This is a genomic window from Leifsonia sp. McL0627, assembly GCF_058244615.1.
On record NZ_JBZCGM010000002.1, the window covers coordinates 1180059 to 1198612 of the forward strand.

At 70.1% G+C, this 18554-nt stretch carries 14 protein-coding genes; 9 read left to right on the top strand and 5 right to left on the bottom strand.

All coding sequences use genetic code 11. From position 1 onward, the window contains the following. Position 1 precedes the first annotated feature (1 nt). Entirely contained in the window at positions 2-454 is a 453-nt protein-coding gene (locus tag AC37TH_RS06300) for a VOC family protein (protein ID WP_490763482.1), read from the bottom strand. A gap of 210 nt (positions 455-664) precedes the next feature. Here AC37TH_RS06300 and AC37TH_RS06305 point away from each other — a divergent pair, with 210 nt between their 5' ends. From AC37TH_RS06305 to AC37TH_RS06345, 9 genes are all read left to right on the top strand, one after another. Next, a complete protein-coding gene (locus AC37TH_RS06305; protein ID WP_490763483.1) occupies positions 665-7624 on the top strand; it encodes a DUF5979 domain-containing protein in 6960 nt (2319 codons plus the stop codon). Between the two features lie 38 nt (positions 7625-7662). After that, positions 7663-7875, top strand: a complete 213-nt coding sequence (locus AC37TH_RS06310; RefSeq protein ID WP_490763484.1) for a hypothetical protein — start codon at positions 7663-7665, stop codon at positions 7873-7875. A 13-nt stretch (positions 7876-7888) separates the two neighbouring features. After that, positions 7889-8371 carry a hypothetical protein gene (locus AC37TH_RS06315; protein WP_490763485.1) on the top strand — a complete coding sequence of 161 codons (483 nt, stop codon included), beginning with the start codon at positions 7889-7891 and terminating at the stop codon, positions 8369-8371. Between the two features lie 116 nt (positions 8372-8487). Then, a complete protein-coding gene (locus AC37TH_RS06320) occupies positions 8488-9255 on the top strand; it encodes an SDR family oxidoreductase (protein WP_490763486.1) in 768 nt (255 codons plus the stop codon). A gap of 56 nt (positions 9256-9311) precedes the next feature. Continuing rightward, positions 9312-10223, top strand: coding sequence for an RNA polymerase sigma-70 factor (locus tag AC37TH_RS06325; protein ID WP_490763487.1), 912 nt, complete (start codon positions 9312-9314; stop codon positions 10221-10223). Positions 10224-10276: 53 nt separating this feature from the next. Then, entirely contained in the window at positions 10277-11974 is a 1698-nt protein-coding gene (gene qcrB, locus AC37TH_RS06330; RefSeq protein ID WP_490763488.1) for a cytochrome bc1 complex cytochrome b subunit, read from the top strand. Then, the gene (locus AC37TH_RS06335) at positions 11950-12531 is read left to right on the top strand and encodes an alpha/beta fold hydrolase (protein ID WP_490763489.1); all 582 of its coding nucleotides are present in this window, start codon (positions 11950-11952) and stop codon (positions 12529-12531) included. The genes qcrB and AC37TH_RS06335 overlap by 25 nt, the downstream gene beginning before the upstream one ends. A 56-nt stretch (positions 12532-12587) precedes the next feature. Continuing rightward, positions 12588-12968, top strand: coding sequence for a helix-turn-helix transcriptional regulator (locus AC37TH_RS06340; RefSeq protein WP_490763866.1), 381 nt, complete (start codon positions 12588-12590; stop codon positions 12966-12968). 192 nt (positions 12969-13160) lie between these two features. Then, positions 13161-13817, top strand: a complete 657-nt coding sequence (locus tag AC37TH_RS06345; protein ID WP_490763490.1) for a class I SAM-dependent methyltransferase — start codon at positions 13161-13163, stop codon at positions 13815-13817. A 22-nt stretch (positions 13818-13839) separates the two neighbouring features. On the opposite strand, the gene AC37TH_RS06350 is transcribed toward AC37TH_RS06345, so the two are convergent. Genes AC37TH_RS06350 through AC37TH_RS06365 form a run of 4 tightly spaced genes read right to left on the bottom strand, consistent with a single transcriptional unit; the run spans position 13840 to position 18502 of the window. Then, positions 13840-14502 (bottom strand): hypothetical protein, encoded by a 663-nt coding sequence (locus AC37TH_RS06350; protein ID WP_490763491.1) that lies wholly within the window; start codon positions 14500-14502, stop codon positions 13840-13842. Positions 14503-14529: 27 nt separating this feature from the next. Continuing rightward, the gene (locus AC37TH_RS06355) at positions 14530-16128 is read right to left on the bottom strand and encodes a SulP family inorganic anion transporter (RefSeq protein ID WP_490763492.1); all 1599 of its coding nucleotides are present in this window, start codon (positions 16126-16128) and stop codon (positions 14530-14532) included. A 10-nt stretch (positions 16129-16138) separates the two neighbouring features. After that, positions 16139-16810: a GAP family protein gene (locus AC37TH_RS06360; RefSeq protein WP_490763493.1), complete on the bottom strand. Its 672-nt coding sequence runs from the start codon at positions 16808-16810 to the stop codon at positions 16139-16141. Positions 16811-16828: 18 nt separating this feature from the next. Then, on the bottom strand, positions 16829-18502 hold the full coding sequence (locus tag AC37TH_RS06365; RefSeq protein ID WP_490763494.1) for a SulP family inorganic anion transporter: 1674 nt from the start codon (positions 18500-18502) through the stop codon (positions 16829-16831). Positions 18503-18554: the final 52 nt, after the last annotated feature.

Consider the following 18554-nt stretch of genomic DNA (forward strand, 5'->3'; position numbering starts at 1 on the left):
CCTAGGCTCCGGCGCCCGCGTCCGCGGCGGTCTCCGCGCCTGCAGCCGTGTCGGGCAGCGCGGCGGACGGGTCGAACCATCCGAACTCCAGCACGTTGCCGTCCGGGTCGTTGAGCTGGCGCTGGTACATGAAGCCGTAGTCCGTCGCCGGGTGCGGCTCCACGCCTCCGGCGGCGATGCCGTCGGCGAGGAGGGCGTCCACGTCGTCGCGACTGTCGAGGAAGATTGCTGTCGACACCGACGGGTTCTGGGCCGGGTCTCCGATGGGGAGGTCCGTGAAGGTCTGGAAGTAGTCGCGCGTCAGGACCATCAGGTAGCTGTGGTCCTGTTCGACCACGAAGCAGGCCCCGTTGTGGTCGGACATGGCGGGGTTGGCGGTGAAGCCGATCGCCGAGTAGAACGCCTTCGAGCGCTCCAGATCGGCCACCGGCAGGTTGACGAACATCGCGGTCATCATGGTCCCCTCTCGCGGGTCCGATTATGTCGATGACGCCTACACTTGCAAAAAACAAGTGGCGAGTCAAGACCCCGTATCCGCAGAAAAGGGGACTAGCCCCCTTCTGAGGGGTCCCCGTAGGCTGCGAAATGCACGCAAACGAACGGGGGTTCGGTAGCGATGATGCGCACGACGACGCGTACCGGGGCAGCCCGGGTGGCTGGGGGTGTGCTCGCAGCGCTTCTCGTGCTCGCCATGATTCCGCTCGGGACGACGCCGGCTGCAGCCGAGGGGCCGAGCCAATTGAGCCTCACCAAGACGGCGTCCGTGACCACCGTCGTCCCCGGTCAGACGTTCAGTTACACGCTCGAAGTCGGGTGCACCGCCGTCGATGTCGGCACCGGATGCACCAACGCGACCCTCACAGATTCGGTGCCGCCGCAATTCGAGGTCGTCAGCGTGACCGTGGGCACCGGCTTGTCGGCGGAGACGCCGCAGGTGTCCGGCCAGGATGTCACCGTCGTCTTCAACTCCCCCCTCGACGACCCGCCGGGCGCGGTCGGGCTCCCCGCCTCGGCAACCGGCACCGTCACGATCACCGTGCGCGCGAGAGATGACCTGCCGTATGAGGCGAACGGCATCCCGGTCAGCAATACGGGCGAGCTCACGGCGTCGAACCAGATCGCCCCGGCGAGCTCGAGTGCGAGCGTCACACCCGACGTCGCCCTCGACCTCGCCACGACCGCGGCCAAGTCGTTCGATCCGACCGGGGCGCCCGCCTCTCCCGGCACCCCGACCACGCTGACGCTGAGCGGCACCAACACCTCCAACGCCGGTGTGGACAGCATCGTCCTCACCGACCCGACCGACCCGACCGCGACCCCCAACCCGTTCGACTATCTCGAAGTGACCGCGCTCGGAACCGTGACGTTCCCCGCCCCGGCCGACCAGGTGCAGGTGGACGTCTGGGACGGAACCCAGTGGGTGACGGGCACCCCCGGCCCGACCGCCGTGCTGCCGAGCAGCGTTCCCACAGCGCAGATCTCCGGTATCAGGTTCACGTTCACCAACTCGGCGGGGGAGCACATCCCGGCCGGTGCGACGGGAAGCGTGGATGTCGACCTGCAGCAGCGACCGGAGGTGGCCACGCTCCCCGCCGCCCTCACTGTCGCGAACACGGTGCAGAGCCAGGTCGAGCTCGGCGCGAATACCGCGACCGGCAGCGGAACCGCCGACTACACCATCCAATCGAGTGTGGTGACCATCGGCGCGACCAAGTCGTTCAGCCCGAGCACGGTCGTCGCGGGGAACCCGACGACCGTCACCATCGGCGCGACCAACCAGAGCGCCGTGCCGCTGACCGAGCTCACGCTCACCGAGCCGACGCAGACCGGCGCCGACCCGTTCGCCGGGGGATTCCCCGCCGGAACGTCGTTCGCCGGGTTCACCAGCGGTGTCGCCTGGCCGACCGGCGCCACCGGGGTCAGCGTCCACTACTACTACGCGGACGGGACGGACGAGGTCCTCACCTCCACGACGCCCAACACGATCCCCGCACCGGACCCCGCCAAGGAGGTCGTGCGCTTCAGCGTCACCTTCACCGGGACGATCCCGCCGAACGCGAGCGCGAGCATCCCGTTCACGCTGGACACCGACGCGAGCATCACCACGGACTCGACCACCGTCCCGAACAGCCAGACATCGTCTGGCACCTCCGCGGAGGGCACGACGGGGTCGGCCGACGCGACAGCCGACCTCACCGTGTACACCAGCAGGATCGCGACCGTCATCGGCAAGACGATCAGCCCGAACGAGATCGCGTCGAACCCCGGTGAGTTCGTCACCGTCGAGCTTCCGGGCGGCACCAGCCCGTTCCCGGCATCGACCGTGGATGCGAACACCATCGTCGTGCAGGACCCTCCCGGGGATCCGCCGGCGCTCACCGACTGGTGGAACCACTTCGACGCCACGGCGATCACGCAGACGGCGGTGCCGGCGAACGCGACCCTGACCATCCAGTACTGGGACGGCACGCAGTGGATCGACCTGCCTGGCGCGGTGGACATCGCCGGTCCCACCGTGTTCTCGATGAACATCCCCGCCAACCTGCAGGACGACATCCAGGGGCTCCGCTTCGTCTACACGTCTCCGGACGGTTTCCCGCCGGGCACCACGGTGCAGCCCAACGTGACGATGTCGCTCCGCGACCAGCTGCGTGACGGAACGGGTCCGGCCACCGGCACGGACCAGACGATCGAGAACTGCGCCGCGTCCTCCGCGACAGGCTCCGGCGGTGAGTCGGCGAGCGCCGTGATCCCGTCTCCGTGCCCGACCGTGGACCTCATCGCCGGAGGGTTGCCAGGCGCTGCCGATTTCATCGACAAGAGCTGGGCGGCCCCGAAGGTCCTGACGGCGCGCAGTGAGGCGCAGACCACGGCCACGCTGAACTGGTCGACCGGTGGACGCGCCAACCTCGGCACGATGGTGATCTCCGACACGGAAGACCCGACGACCACCCCCATCGACAATTCGGTCTTCAACGCGTTCGACCTGGTCGGCGTCCCCGCGATCACAGCAGCACAGGATCCGCTGCTGAAGTACGACCAGGTGACCTCCGTGCAGCTCTACAACGGCACGGCCTGGGTCGACGCGGCCAACGATCCGTGCCCGGCCGCGTGCATCGGCGCCTTCCCCGGAGTGACGCTGACCACCGCTGAGCGGGCATCCACTGTCGGCGTGCGGCTGACATACGTGGAGAGCCCGAACAGGGCGGCGGCCTCGGCTGGCGACCCGACGGCGCCGCCGGTCGGCTCCGGCGTCGCCAGGTCCACCGGCAACAACCGCGCGATCGTGCTCACCTTCCAGCTCAGGGACGATGTGCGCAACCCGGTCACCACGCCGGACCCAGTGGTCGCCACCCGGGTCTACAACACAGGGACGGCCGGGGAGATCGAGAACACGGCGCGCGCGACGGGCACCTCGACCATCGACGCATCGACGGTCACCGACACGGCCTCCGATATCGTCCGGCTGCTCGACGTGCCGCTGAACGTCACACTCACCAAGCAGTGGGAGGGCGGCCCGCTCGGCGTTCCCCAGCAGGGCGTCGACCCTGCGCTGTACCCGTCCGGCCGGATCACCCTGGTCGCCACGAACAACACGGCGGCGAGCGTCGACAACCTGACCATCAGCGACCCGGCGCCGACGAGTCCGTCGAACCCGTTCGACATCTTCGACCTCGTCAAGTTCGAGAGCATCAGCGTGCCCGCCGGGGCGACGGGCACCACGGTCGAGCTGACAACGGCCGGCGGGATCACCACCGGGTACACGATCGCCCAGGCGCTCGCGCTGAGTGCCGCCGCGATGGCGGACGTGGTCTCGGTCAAGGTCATCAACACCGGCAGAATCCAGGCGGGCCAAGCATCCACTGTTGTGTTCGACACGCGGCTGCGGGCGACGAACCGCTCGGACGGCACCGCGGTGACGGCAGCCGCCGACTCGCCCGTCGAGAACTTCGCGCTCGCCGGTGTCAGCGACGAGGGAGGCGCGGCGGGGGGAGCGACGACAGCCCCGGCCAACGCGTCCATCCTGCTCGCCGACGGCACCCTGACCGTCACAGCCACCAAGGACATCAGCCCCGCGCAGCAGACCGAGCCGGACGACTCGCCCATCACCGTCACGCTGTCCGGGGAGCCGGGCGGCACCATCCGGGCGCGCAGACTCACCCTGACAGACGAGTCCGGCACGTTCTGGAACGCGTTCGACTACCGGGGCTTCGCGTCGCCGCTGGTCCTCACCGCTCCGATCGACCGGGTGCAGATCGACGTCTGCACGGGGCGGACGTTCGCCGACCCGGCAGCCGGATGCGTCGCGGACGGCGGGACCTGGATCCTCGGTGTTCGCAAGACCGAGGCTGACGCGAACGCGGCGCCGCTGCCGTCGGGAGTGACGGACGCCCAGGTGGAAGGCATCCGCTACACGTTCACCGAGTTCAACGGGGGGCTCTTCCAGCCCGCGCCGCTGCAGACCGTCCCGATCAGCGCGCAACGCCGGGCGGACCTCCGGTCGGGCGGCGCCGTCCCCAGTGACCTCTCGACCAACAGCCCCGCGCCCGGCGAGACGAGCGCGGGAACCTTCACCAATACGGTCGGCGCGCTCGCCGAGGGCACCTTCGACGCCGGCGGCGCGATCTTCACGGCGACCGATTCTGCGACGGCGACCGTGCAATACCTCCACGCCATCAGCGCTGTGGATGTGACCAAGACCCCTGCCGGCGTGCAACAGCCTGGCACGATCATCCCGTACATGCTCACCGTGACGAACACCGGGGCCATCGCGGTCACCGACCCGGTGATCACGGACCAGCTCCCGACAGACGCCACCGGTCCGCTGCTCGTCTTCGACCCGTTCGCCGACCCGACCACGAGTCCGTACACCTACGCGTTGAACGGCGCGGCGCCCGTCCCGCCGAGCGGGCCGCCCATGCCGACCGACCCGACGCAGGTGACCCCCACCGTGAGCCAGGCCGGTGCGCGCATCCAGTTCACGTTCCCGACCGGCACCGTTTTGGAGGTCGGGCAGACGTACACGATCACCGTCGCGCTGATGTTCCGCACCGGCCTGCCCGCCGGGACGACGGTGACGAACACGCTCGACGTCACAGGCGACCGGCCGTTCGACTCCTGCGGCGGCACCCTCGATCCGGCGACCGGGGCGTGCTCGACCGACACGACGGTGACGGTGCAGAGCGCCGGGGCGCTGCGCGGGATCAAGGCCGTCCGCTCGACCGACACCGAACTGGGTGTGGACGAGACCAACCCGGCCGTGACCTGCGTGCCGGACGCCGACGGCTTCTACGTCGGGCCGTGCGTCCCGATCACCAAGCCGGGCGGCACGGAGGTCTGGCGGTTCAACCTGATCAACACCGGCACGCTGCCGATGGACAGGATGGTCGCCATCGACAAGCTGCCGACCCCCGGTGACACCGGCGTCCTCACCCCGCTTCCGCGCGGCTCGCAGTTCCGGCCGACGTACACCGGCACGACCACCCTCGCCACCGCCCCGCCCGGAGCGACGCTCACGCAGTACTACACGACCGACGCCGCGCCCTGTGTGGACGACCTCTCGACCACCGGCATCGCCTGCCCGCCGGGAGCGTGGACCGTCTGGGACCCGGCCGTCGACCCGACGACCGTGACCGGGCTGAAGTTCGTGGTCGCGTTCGCGCCGACCATCGCGCCGGGCGGGGCGATCGCGATCGACGTCACGACGAAGACGCCCGCCGTGCAGCCGGCCGGCATCGACGAGCCGATCGCCTGGAACACGGTCGGCGTCGCCGGACGCGTCGAGATCGCCGGCACGCCGACGGTGACAGCCCAGACCGAGGGCAACAAGGTCGGCGTCGCCCTCGCGACCGGGCCCATCTCGGTCGTGAAGCAGGTGACGGGCGACGGAGCGGCGTTCGCGCCGACGACGTTCACCGGAACGGTGCAGTGCGTCTCCGCCGGAGTGACGCTCGACCCCATCCCGATCACGCTGACACCGGGCACGCCGACGACGGTCGACGACCTTCCGTGGGGCGCCGACTGCACCGTCGTCGAGGACGACGCGGGCCAGACCTCGTCGACGGCCACCCACGTCACGGTCGGCACCGACACCGATCCCGTCCCGGTCGTCACGGTCACCAACCGGTACGACCTGGCCGGGCTCGTCGTGATCAAGCACGTCGACTCGCCCGCTGTGGACACCTCCGGTGACCCGATCGTGTACGGGCCGTTCCCGGTCACTGCCGAGTGCACGTTCCTCGGGAACCCGGTCTACGCCACCGGATACGGGCCGGCCACACCGATGGCCGCCGACCTCGCCGATGGAGGGACGCTGGTGCTCAACGGGCTGCCGGCCGGCGCATCCTGTGTCGTCACGGAGAGCGACGCGAAGGGGGCCGACGCCACCACCGTCACGGCGACGAACACGAACGGGACCACCGGCCCGACCTCCGGCACGACGACGACCATCGCGCTCACCCCGGACACCGCGGGGGGCGCATCCACCAACGTCGTCGCGGTCGCCAACAGCTTCGGGGTCGGCTCGCTGCACCTGCTGAAAGTGGTCGACGGCGACGGCGGCCCCGCGTTCGGTGCCGGACCGTTCCGCCTGCACGCCACCTGCACTCTCGACGACGCCACCGGCACCCGCACCACCTGGGACGGCACGGTCACACTCGGCGGCGGCCAACCCCTGGAGACCACGATCGGCGACATCGCGGCCGGCTCCGTCTGCGACGTCACCGAACCGGGAGCCGGGGGTGCCAACGCGTCGGCCGTCACGCCAGGACAGGTCACCATCGGCACCGGCGGCACCGTCACCGTGACGGTCACGAACACCTTCGACACCGGCTCGATCCACATCGACAAACTCCGCGACGGAGCCGGCGTCGCCCTCTACGGCGCCGGATCGTTCACCGTCACGCTGACCTGTCTGAGCCAGGTCAACGGGCTGCCGCGCCTCGTCACCATCCCGGGCGGAGCGACGCGAACGCTCAGCGCGGCCAACGGGTACGCGGCCGACTATGCACTGCTGCCCGCGGACGCCGTCTGTGTCGCGCGGGAGACCGGCACCGGAGGCGCGACCTCCTCCCAGCTCCTCGATGCGAACGGCGACCCGGCGCGAGCCGTGACCGTCGTCGCGGGGGAGACCATCACGCTGACCGCCGTCAACACCTTCGACGTCGGCTCGATCGCCGTGACCAAAGTGATCGACGGCAGCGGCGCGGCGGACTTCGGCGGCGGCACGTTCGCCGTCCACCTCACCTGCACGGCCATCCAGGACGGAATGCCCGCCGCGGTCGCCATCCCCGGCGGCCCGGACAGGACGCTGTCCCGCTCGACCACGCTCACCGCGGTCTACGAGAACCTGCCGACCGGCGCGGCCTGCGAGCTGACAGAGCCGAGCCCGGGAGGCGCAGCGACCACCACGATCACCCCGAATGCCGGTGACCAGAGCGTCGGCGTCGCCACCGTCGGCGACGGGACGACCATCGACCTCACTGTCACCAACACCTTCGACCCCGCCGCTGCCGGCGGGCTGCCGGACACCGGCAGCGACCTCTGGCCGATCCTGCTCCTGGGGGCTGGCCTCCTCGGCGCCGGACTCATCCTCCGCGATCGGTCACGCCGACGCAGCTCCTGAACACCCATCAACGCATCAGCCTCACGGACGGAGTCAGCATGACGACACTCGGAATCCCGCTTGGCAACACGCCCAAGAAGGGGACGGACATCCATCTGGTCCGCTGGGCCCAGACGGACGACGGCTGGCGGCCGGAGACGGTGCTGGCCACCTACGTGGCGAGCACCTCCGACGAGTGGATCGTCAACCAGGCCGGCCAGCAGCGCAGGCTCCCGCGGGATCAGTGGCTGCAATTCGCGATGTGGATCTGATCCGACCGGCATCATGGATCAGGAAACCAGGGTCAGCACTCGTCAGACCAGCGTGTCGATGACGATCGCCGACTACGTCAACGTGGATGCGGCGGGCAAGGCCAACCTCGTCGGCGCCGGCATCCGGGTGCTCACCTGCACCCCGGACAGAACGGACTCGGCGCCGTTCGCCGTCTGGGCGGCGGTCAGTCTCACCGAGGCTCCGTCGCGCTCCGTGGTCGTCGAGCTCGTCCTGGCCGGGAAGGACGGCAGCAGCGTCCGCCTGCCCGACGCGATCGGCGCCCTGAACGAGATCCGGATCACCCAGTCGGTGCCGTTCGATGCGCACCTCCCGCTCGACGCGGACATCCCGCTCGGGCAGTTGCCGGTCACGCACGTCCTCGCCGCGAACTTCACGACCGGTCTGCGCTTCGCGCCGGACACGGTCTACCGCTGGCAGGTGGAGTCGGACGGCGTGGTCGTCGGGACGTATCCGTTCTATGTGATCGGCGGCTGACGCGTCGCTGCGGCGAATTCGCGATCGCTGTCACAAACTCCCGCACCTCCCGGTCTGAGCTGGTGTAACGACCGCGTGGCGCACGCCCCGCGGGCAGACAGAGCGGAAGGAACGTCATGAAGATCGTCGTCATCGGAGGCACAGGGCTGATCGGTGGAAAGGCCGTCGAGCTGCTTCGGAAGGGCGGCCACGACGTGGTCGCCGGTTCGCCGTCGACCGGAGTGAACAGCGTGACAGGGGAGGGGCTCGCCGACGCGCTGGCCGGAGCCGACGTCATCCTGGACATCCCGAACTCGCCGTCGTTCGAGGACGCAGCCGTGCTGGACTTCTTCCAGCGGTCGACAGGGAACCTCGTCGCCGAGGGGAAGGCGGCCGGAGTCGGTCATCACGTCGTGCTGTCGATCGTCGGCGCCGACCGGATGCACGACATCGGCTACATGCGCGCGAAGGTCGCCCAGGAGGAGATCGTGAAGGGCGGCGGCGTGCCGTTCAGCATCGTGCGCGCGACCCAGTTCTTCGAGTTCGTCCCGCAACTGGCCGAGGGTGCGGCCGACGGGGACACCATCCGGTTGTCGCCCGTGCTGATGCAGCCCATCGCCGCCGCCGACGTGTCGGCTGCGCTCGCCGAGGTCGCGACCCAGCCTCCGAGCAACGGCACCGCCGAGCTCGGCGGCCCGGAGCAGCTGCGCCTCGCCGACCTCGCGCGCCGCGTGCTCGAAGCGCGCGGCGACACCCGCACTGTTGTCGCCGACCCCGCCGCCGGATACTTCGGCGGCACCGTCACCGACACGTCGCTGGTGCCGGGAAACGATCCGGCGATCACCGCGCTGCGGATCGCGCCGACCCGGTTCGAGGACTGGCTGAACGCATCCACCGGTCGCTGAACACCAGGCGCACCACCCCCGCCGTGCCGTTCGCACGGCGGGGGTACCATCAGTGGATGCGCGACCAGCCGACAGCGGACGACCGGCCGGTCGCGAACGACCTCGCGATGGCGACCGCCGTGTTCCAGCAGACGCGGCCCCGGCTGTTCGGCATCGCATACCGGGTGCTGGGCAGCGCCTCCGAAGCGGAGGATGTGGTGCAGGACGCGTGGCTGCGCTGGCAGGGCTACGACCGCTCGGCTGTCGAGGATCCCGCCGCGTTCCTCGCGACCACCACGACGCGCCTCGCGATCAACGTCGCCCAGTCAGCCCGCGTCCGCCGAGAGACCTACATCGGTCCGTGGCTGCCGGAACCGGTCGACACCCGCTCTGACCCGACGCTCGGGGCGGAGACCGGCGAAGCGCTCGGGTTCGCCGTGCTGCTGCTGATGGAGAAGCTCCCTCCGACGGAGCGCGCAGCCTACGTGCTGCGCGAGGCGTTCGACTACCCGTACTCCCAGATCGCGGAGATCGTCCAGACCAGCGAGGCCAACACCCGGCAGCTGGTCAGCAGAGCACGCAAGCACCTCGCGGCGGAGCGTCGCGTGGAAGCCGTGGATCCTGACGCGCAGCGGCGGCTGCTCGACACGTTCATCGACGCCGCCCAGTCGGGAGACCTGGCGCGGCTGGAGAGCCTGTTCGCCGAGGATGTCGTCAGTTACTCCGACGGCGGCGGGGTGGTGCGCGCCTCCCGGATCGTGGTGTCCGGCCGTGTGGTCGTCGCGAAGTTCATCCATGCGTTCGCCCCGCGGTTCTGGCCGGGCGCCACGGCACTCGCGATCGACGTCAACGGCGAACCGGCGGTCGCGCTGCTGCGCGACGGCGCGGTGTTCTGCGTCGTCACGGTCACCTCGGGCACGGACGGCATCGACCAGCTGCTCTGGATGATGAACCCCGAGAAGCTGTCCGCGGTGGCAATCGGGGGCTAGCTGTCACATTTCCCGTCGCCCGGCTGTCTTGTGTAGTGAGACAGGAGGTCGTCGTGACAAAGACCAGTGCACAGCAGTCGTTCACCGACCGCGCGGCGGGAGTCGCGAGAGGGACGGGCGCTGGGCGCAGACTCGCAGCGCTCGCGGCCGAGCTCCGGCAGCGGCACGTTCCGCTGCACTGGACGAACCTGTTCGGCGTCGTCTCGCTCGCCTGCGTGTTCGTCCTGTTCGTGAGCGGTCTGTTCCTGATGTTCTTCTACACGCCGTCGAGCACCCCCGTCACCTACCGCGGTGCGTATGCGCCGCTCGACGGCGTGACCATGTCGAAGGCGCTGTGGTCGACCCTGCGGATCTCCTTCCAGGTGCCGGGAGGGCTGCTGCTGCGGCAGCTGCACCACTGGGCCGCCCTGCTCCTCCCGGCCGCGATCATCCTGCAGCTGCTCACCTCGTTCTTCACCGGGGCGTTCCGGCGGCCGCGCCGCCTGGGCTGGGTGCTCCTGTTCCTCCTCCTGATCGTCGCGCTCGCCGGAGGGTGGAGCGGGTACGCGCTCCCGGACGACATGCTCTCCGGAACCGGCCTGCGGATCGTGGAGGGGATCGTGCTCGGGATCCCGGTGGTCGGCACCTGGCTGTCCACGCTGCTGTTCGGCGGCGAGTTCCCCGGCCAGATCATCGAGCACCTGTACCCCGTGCACGTCGCCGTCATCCCGGTGCTGCTGATCGGGTTGCTGTGGTGGCGCATCCGGAGCGGCTACCGTCAACCGCCGGCGCAGTTCATGCGGGAGGGTGTGACGGAGCAGAACGTGATCGGGGTGCCCGTGCTGCCGAACGCCGCCGTGCGGGCCGGGGGACTATTCGCGATCGTCACGGGGCTGCTCGTGCTGGTGGCATCGACCGTCACGATCAGCCCCGTCTGGCTCTACGGCCCGTCGTCGCCGGGCGACGCCTCCGCGGGCAGCCAGCCGGACTGGTACACCGGCTTCCTCGACGGGGCCCTGCGACTCGTTCCGTCCGGCTGGGAGTTCGTCTGGCTCGGCCACACCTGGACACTGGCCGTCATCGTGCCGCTCGCCGTCCTCGGCGCCTACCTCGGGCTGGTGCTGCTCTACCCGTTCATCGAGGAGTGGATCATCGGAGACGGCCGGGAGCACCACATCCTGGATCGGCCGCGCAACACCCCGTCGCGCACGGGAGTCGGTGTCGCAGGGGTCGTGTTCTACGGGGCGCTGTGGGGTGCGGGCAGCGCCGACCTGGTCGCGACGCACTTCCACGTGGGCGTCGAGACGGTGGTCACGGTGTACCAGGTGCTCGTGATCGTCGGGCCGATCCTGGTGTTCGTGCTGACCAGGCGCGTCTGCCTCGCCCTGCAGAAGAAGGACAGGGAGATCCTGCTGCACGGCTACGAGACGGGCAGGATCGTCCGTCTGCCCGGTGGCGAGTACACCGAGGTGCACCGGCGGCTGGATGCGCACGAACGGTGGCGGCTGCTGGACACCAGTGCCTCCGAGCCGGTGCTCGCACGCCCGGACGAGCGGGGGCGACTCGGCGTCATGGTGCGGCTGCGCGCCGGGATCTCGCGGTTCTTCTTCGAGGACAGGCTCACCCCCATCCCGCGTGCCGAACTGCTGTCGGCGGGCGATGGTGACGGAGCCGGTGGCGGGGCCGGTGATGGAGTCGGTGACGGCGACCCCAGCACGGTGGAGGCGGACGGGGCCACAATGGTGGCATGCAGCAGCGCATCGGCCGGCTGACGAACGACGCGTACCCGCTGGCGTACGCGTCGGTCGGCGAGGGGCGCCCGCTGCTCTACGTCTCCGGCTGGCTCAGCCACCTGGAGCTGAGCTGGGCTCTGCCGGAGGAGCGCGCCTTCTACGAAGGACTGGCGGACGGCTGCAGGCTGGTCCGCTACGACCGCGCAGGATGCGGGCTGTCCGCATCCACAGGTCGGCCGCCGTCTCTCCGCCAGGAACTTGACCAGCTGTCCGCGCTCGCCGCGACCCTCGGCCCTGAACCGTTCGACCTGATGGGCACGTCGATGGGGGCGCTCGTCGCCACGGCCTGGGCGGCCGAGCATCCGGAGCGGGTGCGCAGGCTGGTGCTCTACGGAGGCTGGGCGACCGGCGCGGAGCTTTCCCGCCGGAGGTGCAGGACAGCATCCTCGCCCTGGTCGAATCGCACTGGGGCCTCGGCTCCGACGTGCTCACCGACATCTTCGCTCCCGATGCGCCCGCCCGCTCCCGTGCGGCGTTCGGCCGGTACCAGCGCGCGTCGTCGGATGCAGCCACCGCCCGGACGCTCCTCGCGCTGAGCTACGCGCTCGATATCCGGGAGGTGCTCGGCCAGGTGCGCGCCCCGACGCTGGTCGTGCACCGGGAGCACGACCGTGCGGCTCCGGCGTCACAGGCGGCGGCGCTCGCCGACGGCATCCCGGATGCGCAGCTCGTGATCCTCCCGGGACGCTCGCACCTGCCGTGGGCGGGCGACACGCAGGCCATCGTCGCGCCGATCCGCCGCTTCCTCGGGCTGCGCGCCTCCCGGACGCCGGTCGGCAGGCTGACGGCCAGGCAGACCGAAGTCGCAGCCCTGGTCAGCGAGGGCCGCACCAACCGCGAGATCGCCACGACCCTCGGCATCGACGAGCGCTCGGCCGAAGGCCACGTGGAACGGATCCGGGTGCGGCTGGGGTTCCGCTCGCGCGCGCAGATCGCCGCCTGGTACGCGGGGGAGCGGGGTGGGGCCGGGTAGGTGGCCTGGCGTCGTCAGCACGATCGAGTGGTCCCGAATTGCCGCAGGCGCACGTGCGCGCGCGGCAATTCGGGACCACTCGATCGGCCCACGCGCCGTCGAGTCCCAACCCGCGAACTGAGGTACTTCCCCGCCTGCCCTCCGCCCGGCGTCGGCGCACTGTGGTGTTACCACTCACGACAGGAGCCCGTCATGACAGAAACCACCACTCCGGCACCCGCCTTCGAACTCCACCCCGCCCGCGGCCGGTTCAACGCGGCCTTCTTCCACACCCTCGGCCCGACCCTGGAGCGCAGCCTCCATCGCCAGAAGCAGCGCGTCTTCGCCGACCTCCCGCCGGTCGTGGTCGAGATCGGCTCGGGCGTCGGCGCGAACCTCCGCTACCTGCCGGAGGGTGCGACGCTCGTCGCCATCGAACCCAACCGGTACATGCACGCCAAGCTGCAGAACGCGGCGCTCGCCCGGCGCATCCAGCTGGACCTGCGGGAGCGGATGGGGGAGGAGACCGGCCTCCCGGACGGCAGCGTCGACACGGTGATCTCGTCGCTGGTGCTCTGCACGGTGCACGACCCGGATGCGGTGCTCGCCGAGGTGAGGCGCATCCTGAGGCCGGGCGGGACGTTTCGGTTCGTGGAGCACGTGGTGGCAAAGCAAGGCACCCCGACCAGGACGGCGCAGCGGATGTTCCGGCGGCCGTGGGCGTGGACGTTCGAGGGATGTTCGTGCGAACGTGATCTGGAGTCGGCGGTGCGCGGGGCCGGGTTCCGCAGCGTCGAGGTCGAGCACTTCCGGGTGCACACGCCGTTCGTGACGTTCAACACCCAGATCGCCGGGACCGCGCGGGCCTGATGGGTGCGCGCGCGACTCGTGCTCAGTGAGCCGAACCGCCGATGCGGAGCTCGTCCAATGCTGCGACGACTTGTTCTTGTATGCCCTCGCCAAGCCGACGCGGCGACCAGAAGCGATCGTCTAAGAGCAGGATGCGCACCTCTGCTTCGCCGATCCCGTCGCTGACCCGGACGTCGATCCTGCCGCGCGGCTGACGCGTGATCGACCGCACCTGGTCCCACGGGATCAGCGCCTGAGCACCGAAGGAGCGCCGGCTTCCTATGAGGGACAATCCCTGTTGCGCTCCGACAACAGAAAGTGACCGCTCGGGCAGTCGCACCCCCGTGGCCGCGCCGAGTATCCGACGATTGCCGCCGCTCACGGCGGCAGCGCACACGACGGCACCAGCGTCCTCACGGCGGAGGCGAGCATTTCGCCGTTGCGTTTCGATGCGGAGGACGAAGAACCACCAGAAGAGGGCAAGGATGACCACTATCCACGTTGCAGCCCATGCGGCTGCGCTCGGGCCACCCGAGGTGAGCGAACGGCCACCGCTGGCTACTGCGGAGACGACGATGCCAATGAGGCAGACAATCAGGATCGCACCCCCGATGACGGAGGCGATGCGACTCACCCTGTTCGCAACAGAGATGAGCCTCGTCTCGGACGGCGACATGGCGTTCTTCGGGGAACGGTTCTCCTCCATCGCGCCATCCTCGCACGCTGACCAGCCCTACCCCGCCCGCCCCGCCTCCCGCAGCGTCACGAACCACGCCGTGCGCTCCAGCACCGCGAGCACCGCCGGCGCGAATCCGGTCAGCACGAGCGTCACCTCGCGGCCCGCGAGCTCCCGGTCGAGGTCGCGGAAGCCTTCGATGACCGTCACCGAGATCTCTTGCATCACGGTGCAGTCGATGGTGAGCCTGCGCGCGTCCGGCGCAGCGTCCACGGCCTGCAGCACCGCCTGCTCCGTCGCCAGCACGCTCGCCGTGTAGAGCGGGGCGAGCAGCGTCACCACGAGCTCTCCGTCGGCGGGCGACGACACCCGGATGCGCGGCTTGTTCAGCGCGGACAGCAACAGGATCAGGGTCAGCACCACGCCCACCACGACCGCCTGCAGCAGCCCGGCGATCAGTCCCACCGCCATCGTCACGATGGCGACGGCGAAGTCGCGACGGCTGACCCGCCACAGCAGGCGGAGGCTGGGGATGTCGATCAGCGCGAACACCGCCACGAACACGAGGGAGGCGAGCGTCGCCTGCGGCAGCAGGCTCACCACGGGGCCGAGCCACAGCCCGACCAGCAGCGCCAGCGCCGCCGTCACCAGGGCGGCCACCTGGGAGCGGGCGCCCGCGGCTTTGCTCACGGCGCTCTGCGAGAACCCGCCGGCGGCCGGGAGGGTCTGGAAGATGCCGCCGACCAGGTTGGCCGCTGCATCGGCGAGGAGTTCCTGGTTGTTGTCAATGGTGCGGTCGCCCGTGTCGCGGATGCCGCGGGCGACGGCTGTGGTCTCCAGGAACGCCATCAGGGCGATGGCGAACGCGCCGGGGATGAGCGCGACGATGTGCTGGAACGACGGCAGCGCGGGCACCGGGATGCCCTGGGTCACCGGCATGATCAGCTGGACCCCCGCGTCCGTCAGCCCGGTGAACGCGCTCAGCAGAATGCCGGCGGCCACGACGAGCAACGGTCCTGGCACCCGCGGGGCGAAGCGTTTGAGCAGGAACAGCGTGGCGACGGAGCCGACCGAGAGCAGCACCGTCGCGAGGTTCGCGTACGGCACCGCTTCGACCACCGCGACGAACGACCGGATGAAGCCGCTGCCCGTCGTCGTCTCCGTTTCGCCGAGCAGCTTCGGCAGTTGGCCGAGCGCGACCGTCGCGCCGACGCCGACCTGGATGCCGAGCAAGGTCGGCTTGTTGATGATCTCCACCAGCGAGCCGAGTCGCAGCACCCGTGCAACGGCCAAGATGGCGCCGACCAGCAGGGTCAGCGTCACCAGGTCGCGCGGGATGTCGTCGGAGCCGGCGACGACCCCGGCCGACACGAGGGTCGTCGCCGTCAGCGTTGCGATGGTGGAGGTGGTGGAGACGCTCATCGCGCGGGAGCCGCCGAGCAGCGCGTACACGATCATCGGGACGATGCAGGTGTACAGCCCGGCTTGAACGGGCAGGTTCGCGATGGTCGCGTACGCCATGCCCTGCGGCACCACGACCGCCCCGGCGGAGAGCCCGGCGAGCACGTCGCGGCCGATCCACGACCGCTGGTAGCCGGCCAGCGTCGGCAGCAGCCAGGATCTCGTTCTCGGTTCTGTTCTCGGCGTCGTCGTCATCGGAGGCCGCTCAGAAGCTCCCGATGCCCTTGCCGATCACGGCGACGCCGAGGATGAGCAGCAGCACGGCCATGACGGTCGCGTTGTTGTGCACCAGCCAGCCGCGCAGGGCGTCGAGCGGTCCGTGCATCCGGTCGGAGGCGACGAGGTAGGCGATCACGGGGGCCGCCACCGAGATGGCGGCAATGATCGTGAAGATCACGACCACGAGAATCGTGGAGCCGACGCCGAGGGCGGCCGAGCCGATGGTGACTCCGGCGCTGACGGCCAGCAGCAGGTTCTTCGGGTTGACGGCGCTCAGGATGAAGCCGAGCGCGAACCCGCGGCCGGTGTTCATCGAGTCGATGGCGCCCATCCACTTCGGCAGCGTAGGCTCCGCGCCGTCCTTCGGGCGCGACCGCCACTGCCGCACTGCCAGGAGCAGCAGCAGGACTCCGAGAACGAGCTGGATGGTGCCGATGATCGGCTGCGACGCGTTCGGGTCCTTCTCCGGCAGGACGGCCGACAGCAGGACGAAGATGGTGACCGCGACCAGGATGCCGACGACCCAGCCGAGCAGGAAGCCGACGCCCGTGCTCTTCGCCCGGGGCGAGAGCAGCATCAGGATCGCGGCGATGATCGGCACCGGGCTGATGGCGATTCCGATCGCCAGGGGGAGGATCGCTCCGATCACCTGTGGCATGACGGTCTCCTTCGTGTCTCACGCGTCGGCATGGCTGGCCTCTCCCTGCCGTGGGGGCGGAGTGAGGCGGGCGAGCGCTTCCCGGTTGGTGTCGTAGATCGTGACGCCATCGAGGAGCTCGAGGTGCTGCATCCGCTCGCGAAGGCCCGGCCGCAGTCTGGTCAGGCCGAGGTCGACGTTGCGCCCGGTCAGCCACGTGTGCAGCTCGGCGAAGCCCTCCGCGCCCGTCACGTCCACGTCGGTCACCGCCTCCATGTCGAGCACGACGTGCGTGACACCGTCGACAGAGCGCACGGCACGCCGCACGGCCTGCCCGAAGGTGGCCGCGTTGGCGAAGAACAGCGGAGCGGCGAGACGCACGACGACGACGCCCGGCGCCGTCGGCTCGCCCGGCTCCGCGGCGTCGAGGAGGGAACTCTGCGGGTCGCCGTCCGCCGCGAGCGTGTCGATGGCCGGGGCGGAGGCACGCCGGGTCACGTTGATCACCGCGAGCACGAACGCCACGACGATCCCGGCGATCGAACCGACGAACAGCGTCACCAGGAAGCAGACGACGCCGATGGTGAACTCGAACCTGTCCTGCTTCCACAGCGTCCGGAAGTCCGCGATCCCGAGCAGCGGCACGACGGCGACGGCCACGATGGCGCCGATCGCGGGCGACGGGATGTGGGTGAGCAGCGCCGTGCCGAAGATCAGCAGGAGCAGCGTGCCGACCGCCGCGACGAGCATCGGGAGCTGGGTGCGCGACCCGGCCTGGTCCATCGCCGCCGTCCGGGAGGTGGACGAGCCGACCGCGAAACCGCCGGTCACCCCGGCCGCGAGGTTGCTCGCGCCGAACGCCAGCAGCTCCCTGTTCGGCTTCGTGCGATACCCGCGCTTCTCGCCGTACGACCGGGAGACGAGCAGCCCTTCACCCATGGACACCACGGTCAGGGCGATCGCCGACGGGATGAGCGCGAGCCACATGGACCAGTCGATCACCGGCCAGGTCAGCGTCGGCGGCCCGGCGTCGACGGGGCCGAGCACCGAGACGCCGGCGCTCTCCGCGTGGCTGAGCACGTCGACGACGGTGGCGACCACGAGCACCACCAGCGCCCACGGGACGGCGCCGGCGAGCCGCTTGCCGACCAGCAGGATGATGAGCGCTCCGACGGAGATCAGCAGCGACCACGGGTTGACGTGCGGCAGTCCGGTCACGAGCCCGACGAGTTTGTCGGTGAACTCGCCGCCGGAGTCGATCTTCACCCCGAGCATCTTCGCGACCTGCGACACCAGGATGTCCAACGCCAGGCCGCCGACGAACCCGATCAGGATCGGTTTGGAGAGGAAGTCGGCGAGGAACCCGAGCTTGAAGAAGGAGCACAGCAGGAACATGACGCCGCAGATGATCGCCTGAGCGAGCGCCAGCGTGAGGTAGTCGGCGCTTCCAGCGACGGCGAGCCCGCCGATGGAGGACGCGACGAGGGCAGCCGCCGCCGCATCCGGTGAGGCGACCAGCTGCCGGGACGACACGAGGAGCGCCCAGACGATGCCGGGCAGCACCAGCGCGTACAGTCCGGCGGTGGGCGGCAGGCCCGCGATCTGCGCGTAGCCGATGTTCAGGGGGACGGCGATGGCGAGCAGGGTCACGCCCGCGACGCTCTCCCGCACGGCGTTGTGCACGGTGAGCCCGGCGAGTGGGCGTGTCGACATCGCGATCCCCTCCCTGCCAGCAGCCCCGCGACTGTGCTCGAAGGCTAGCCAC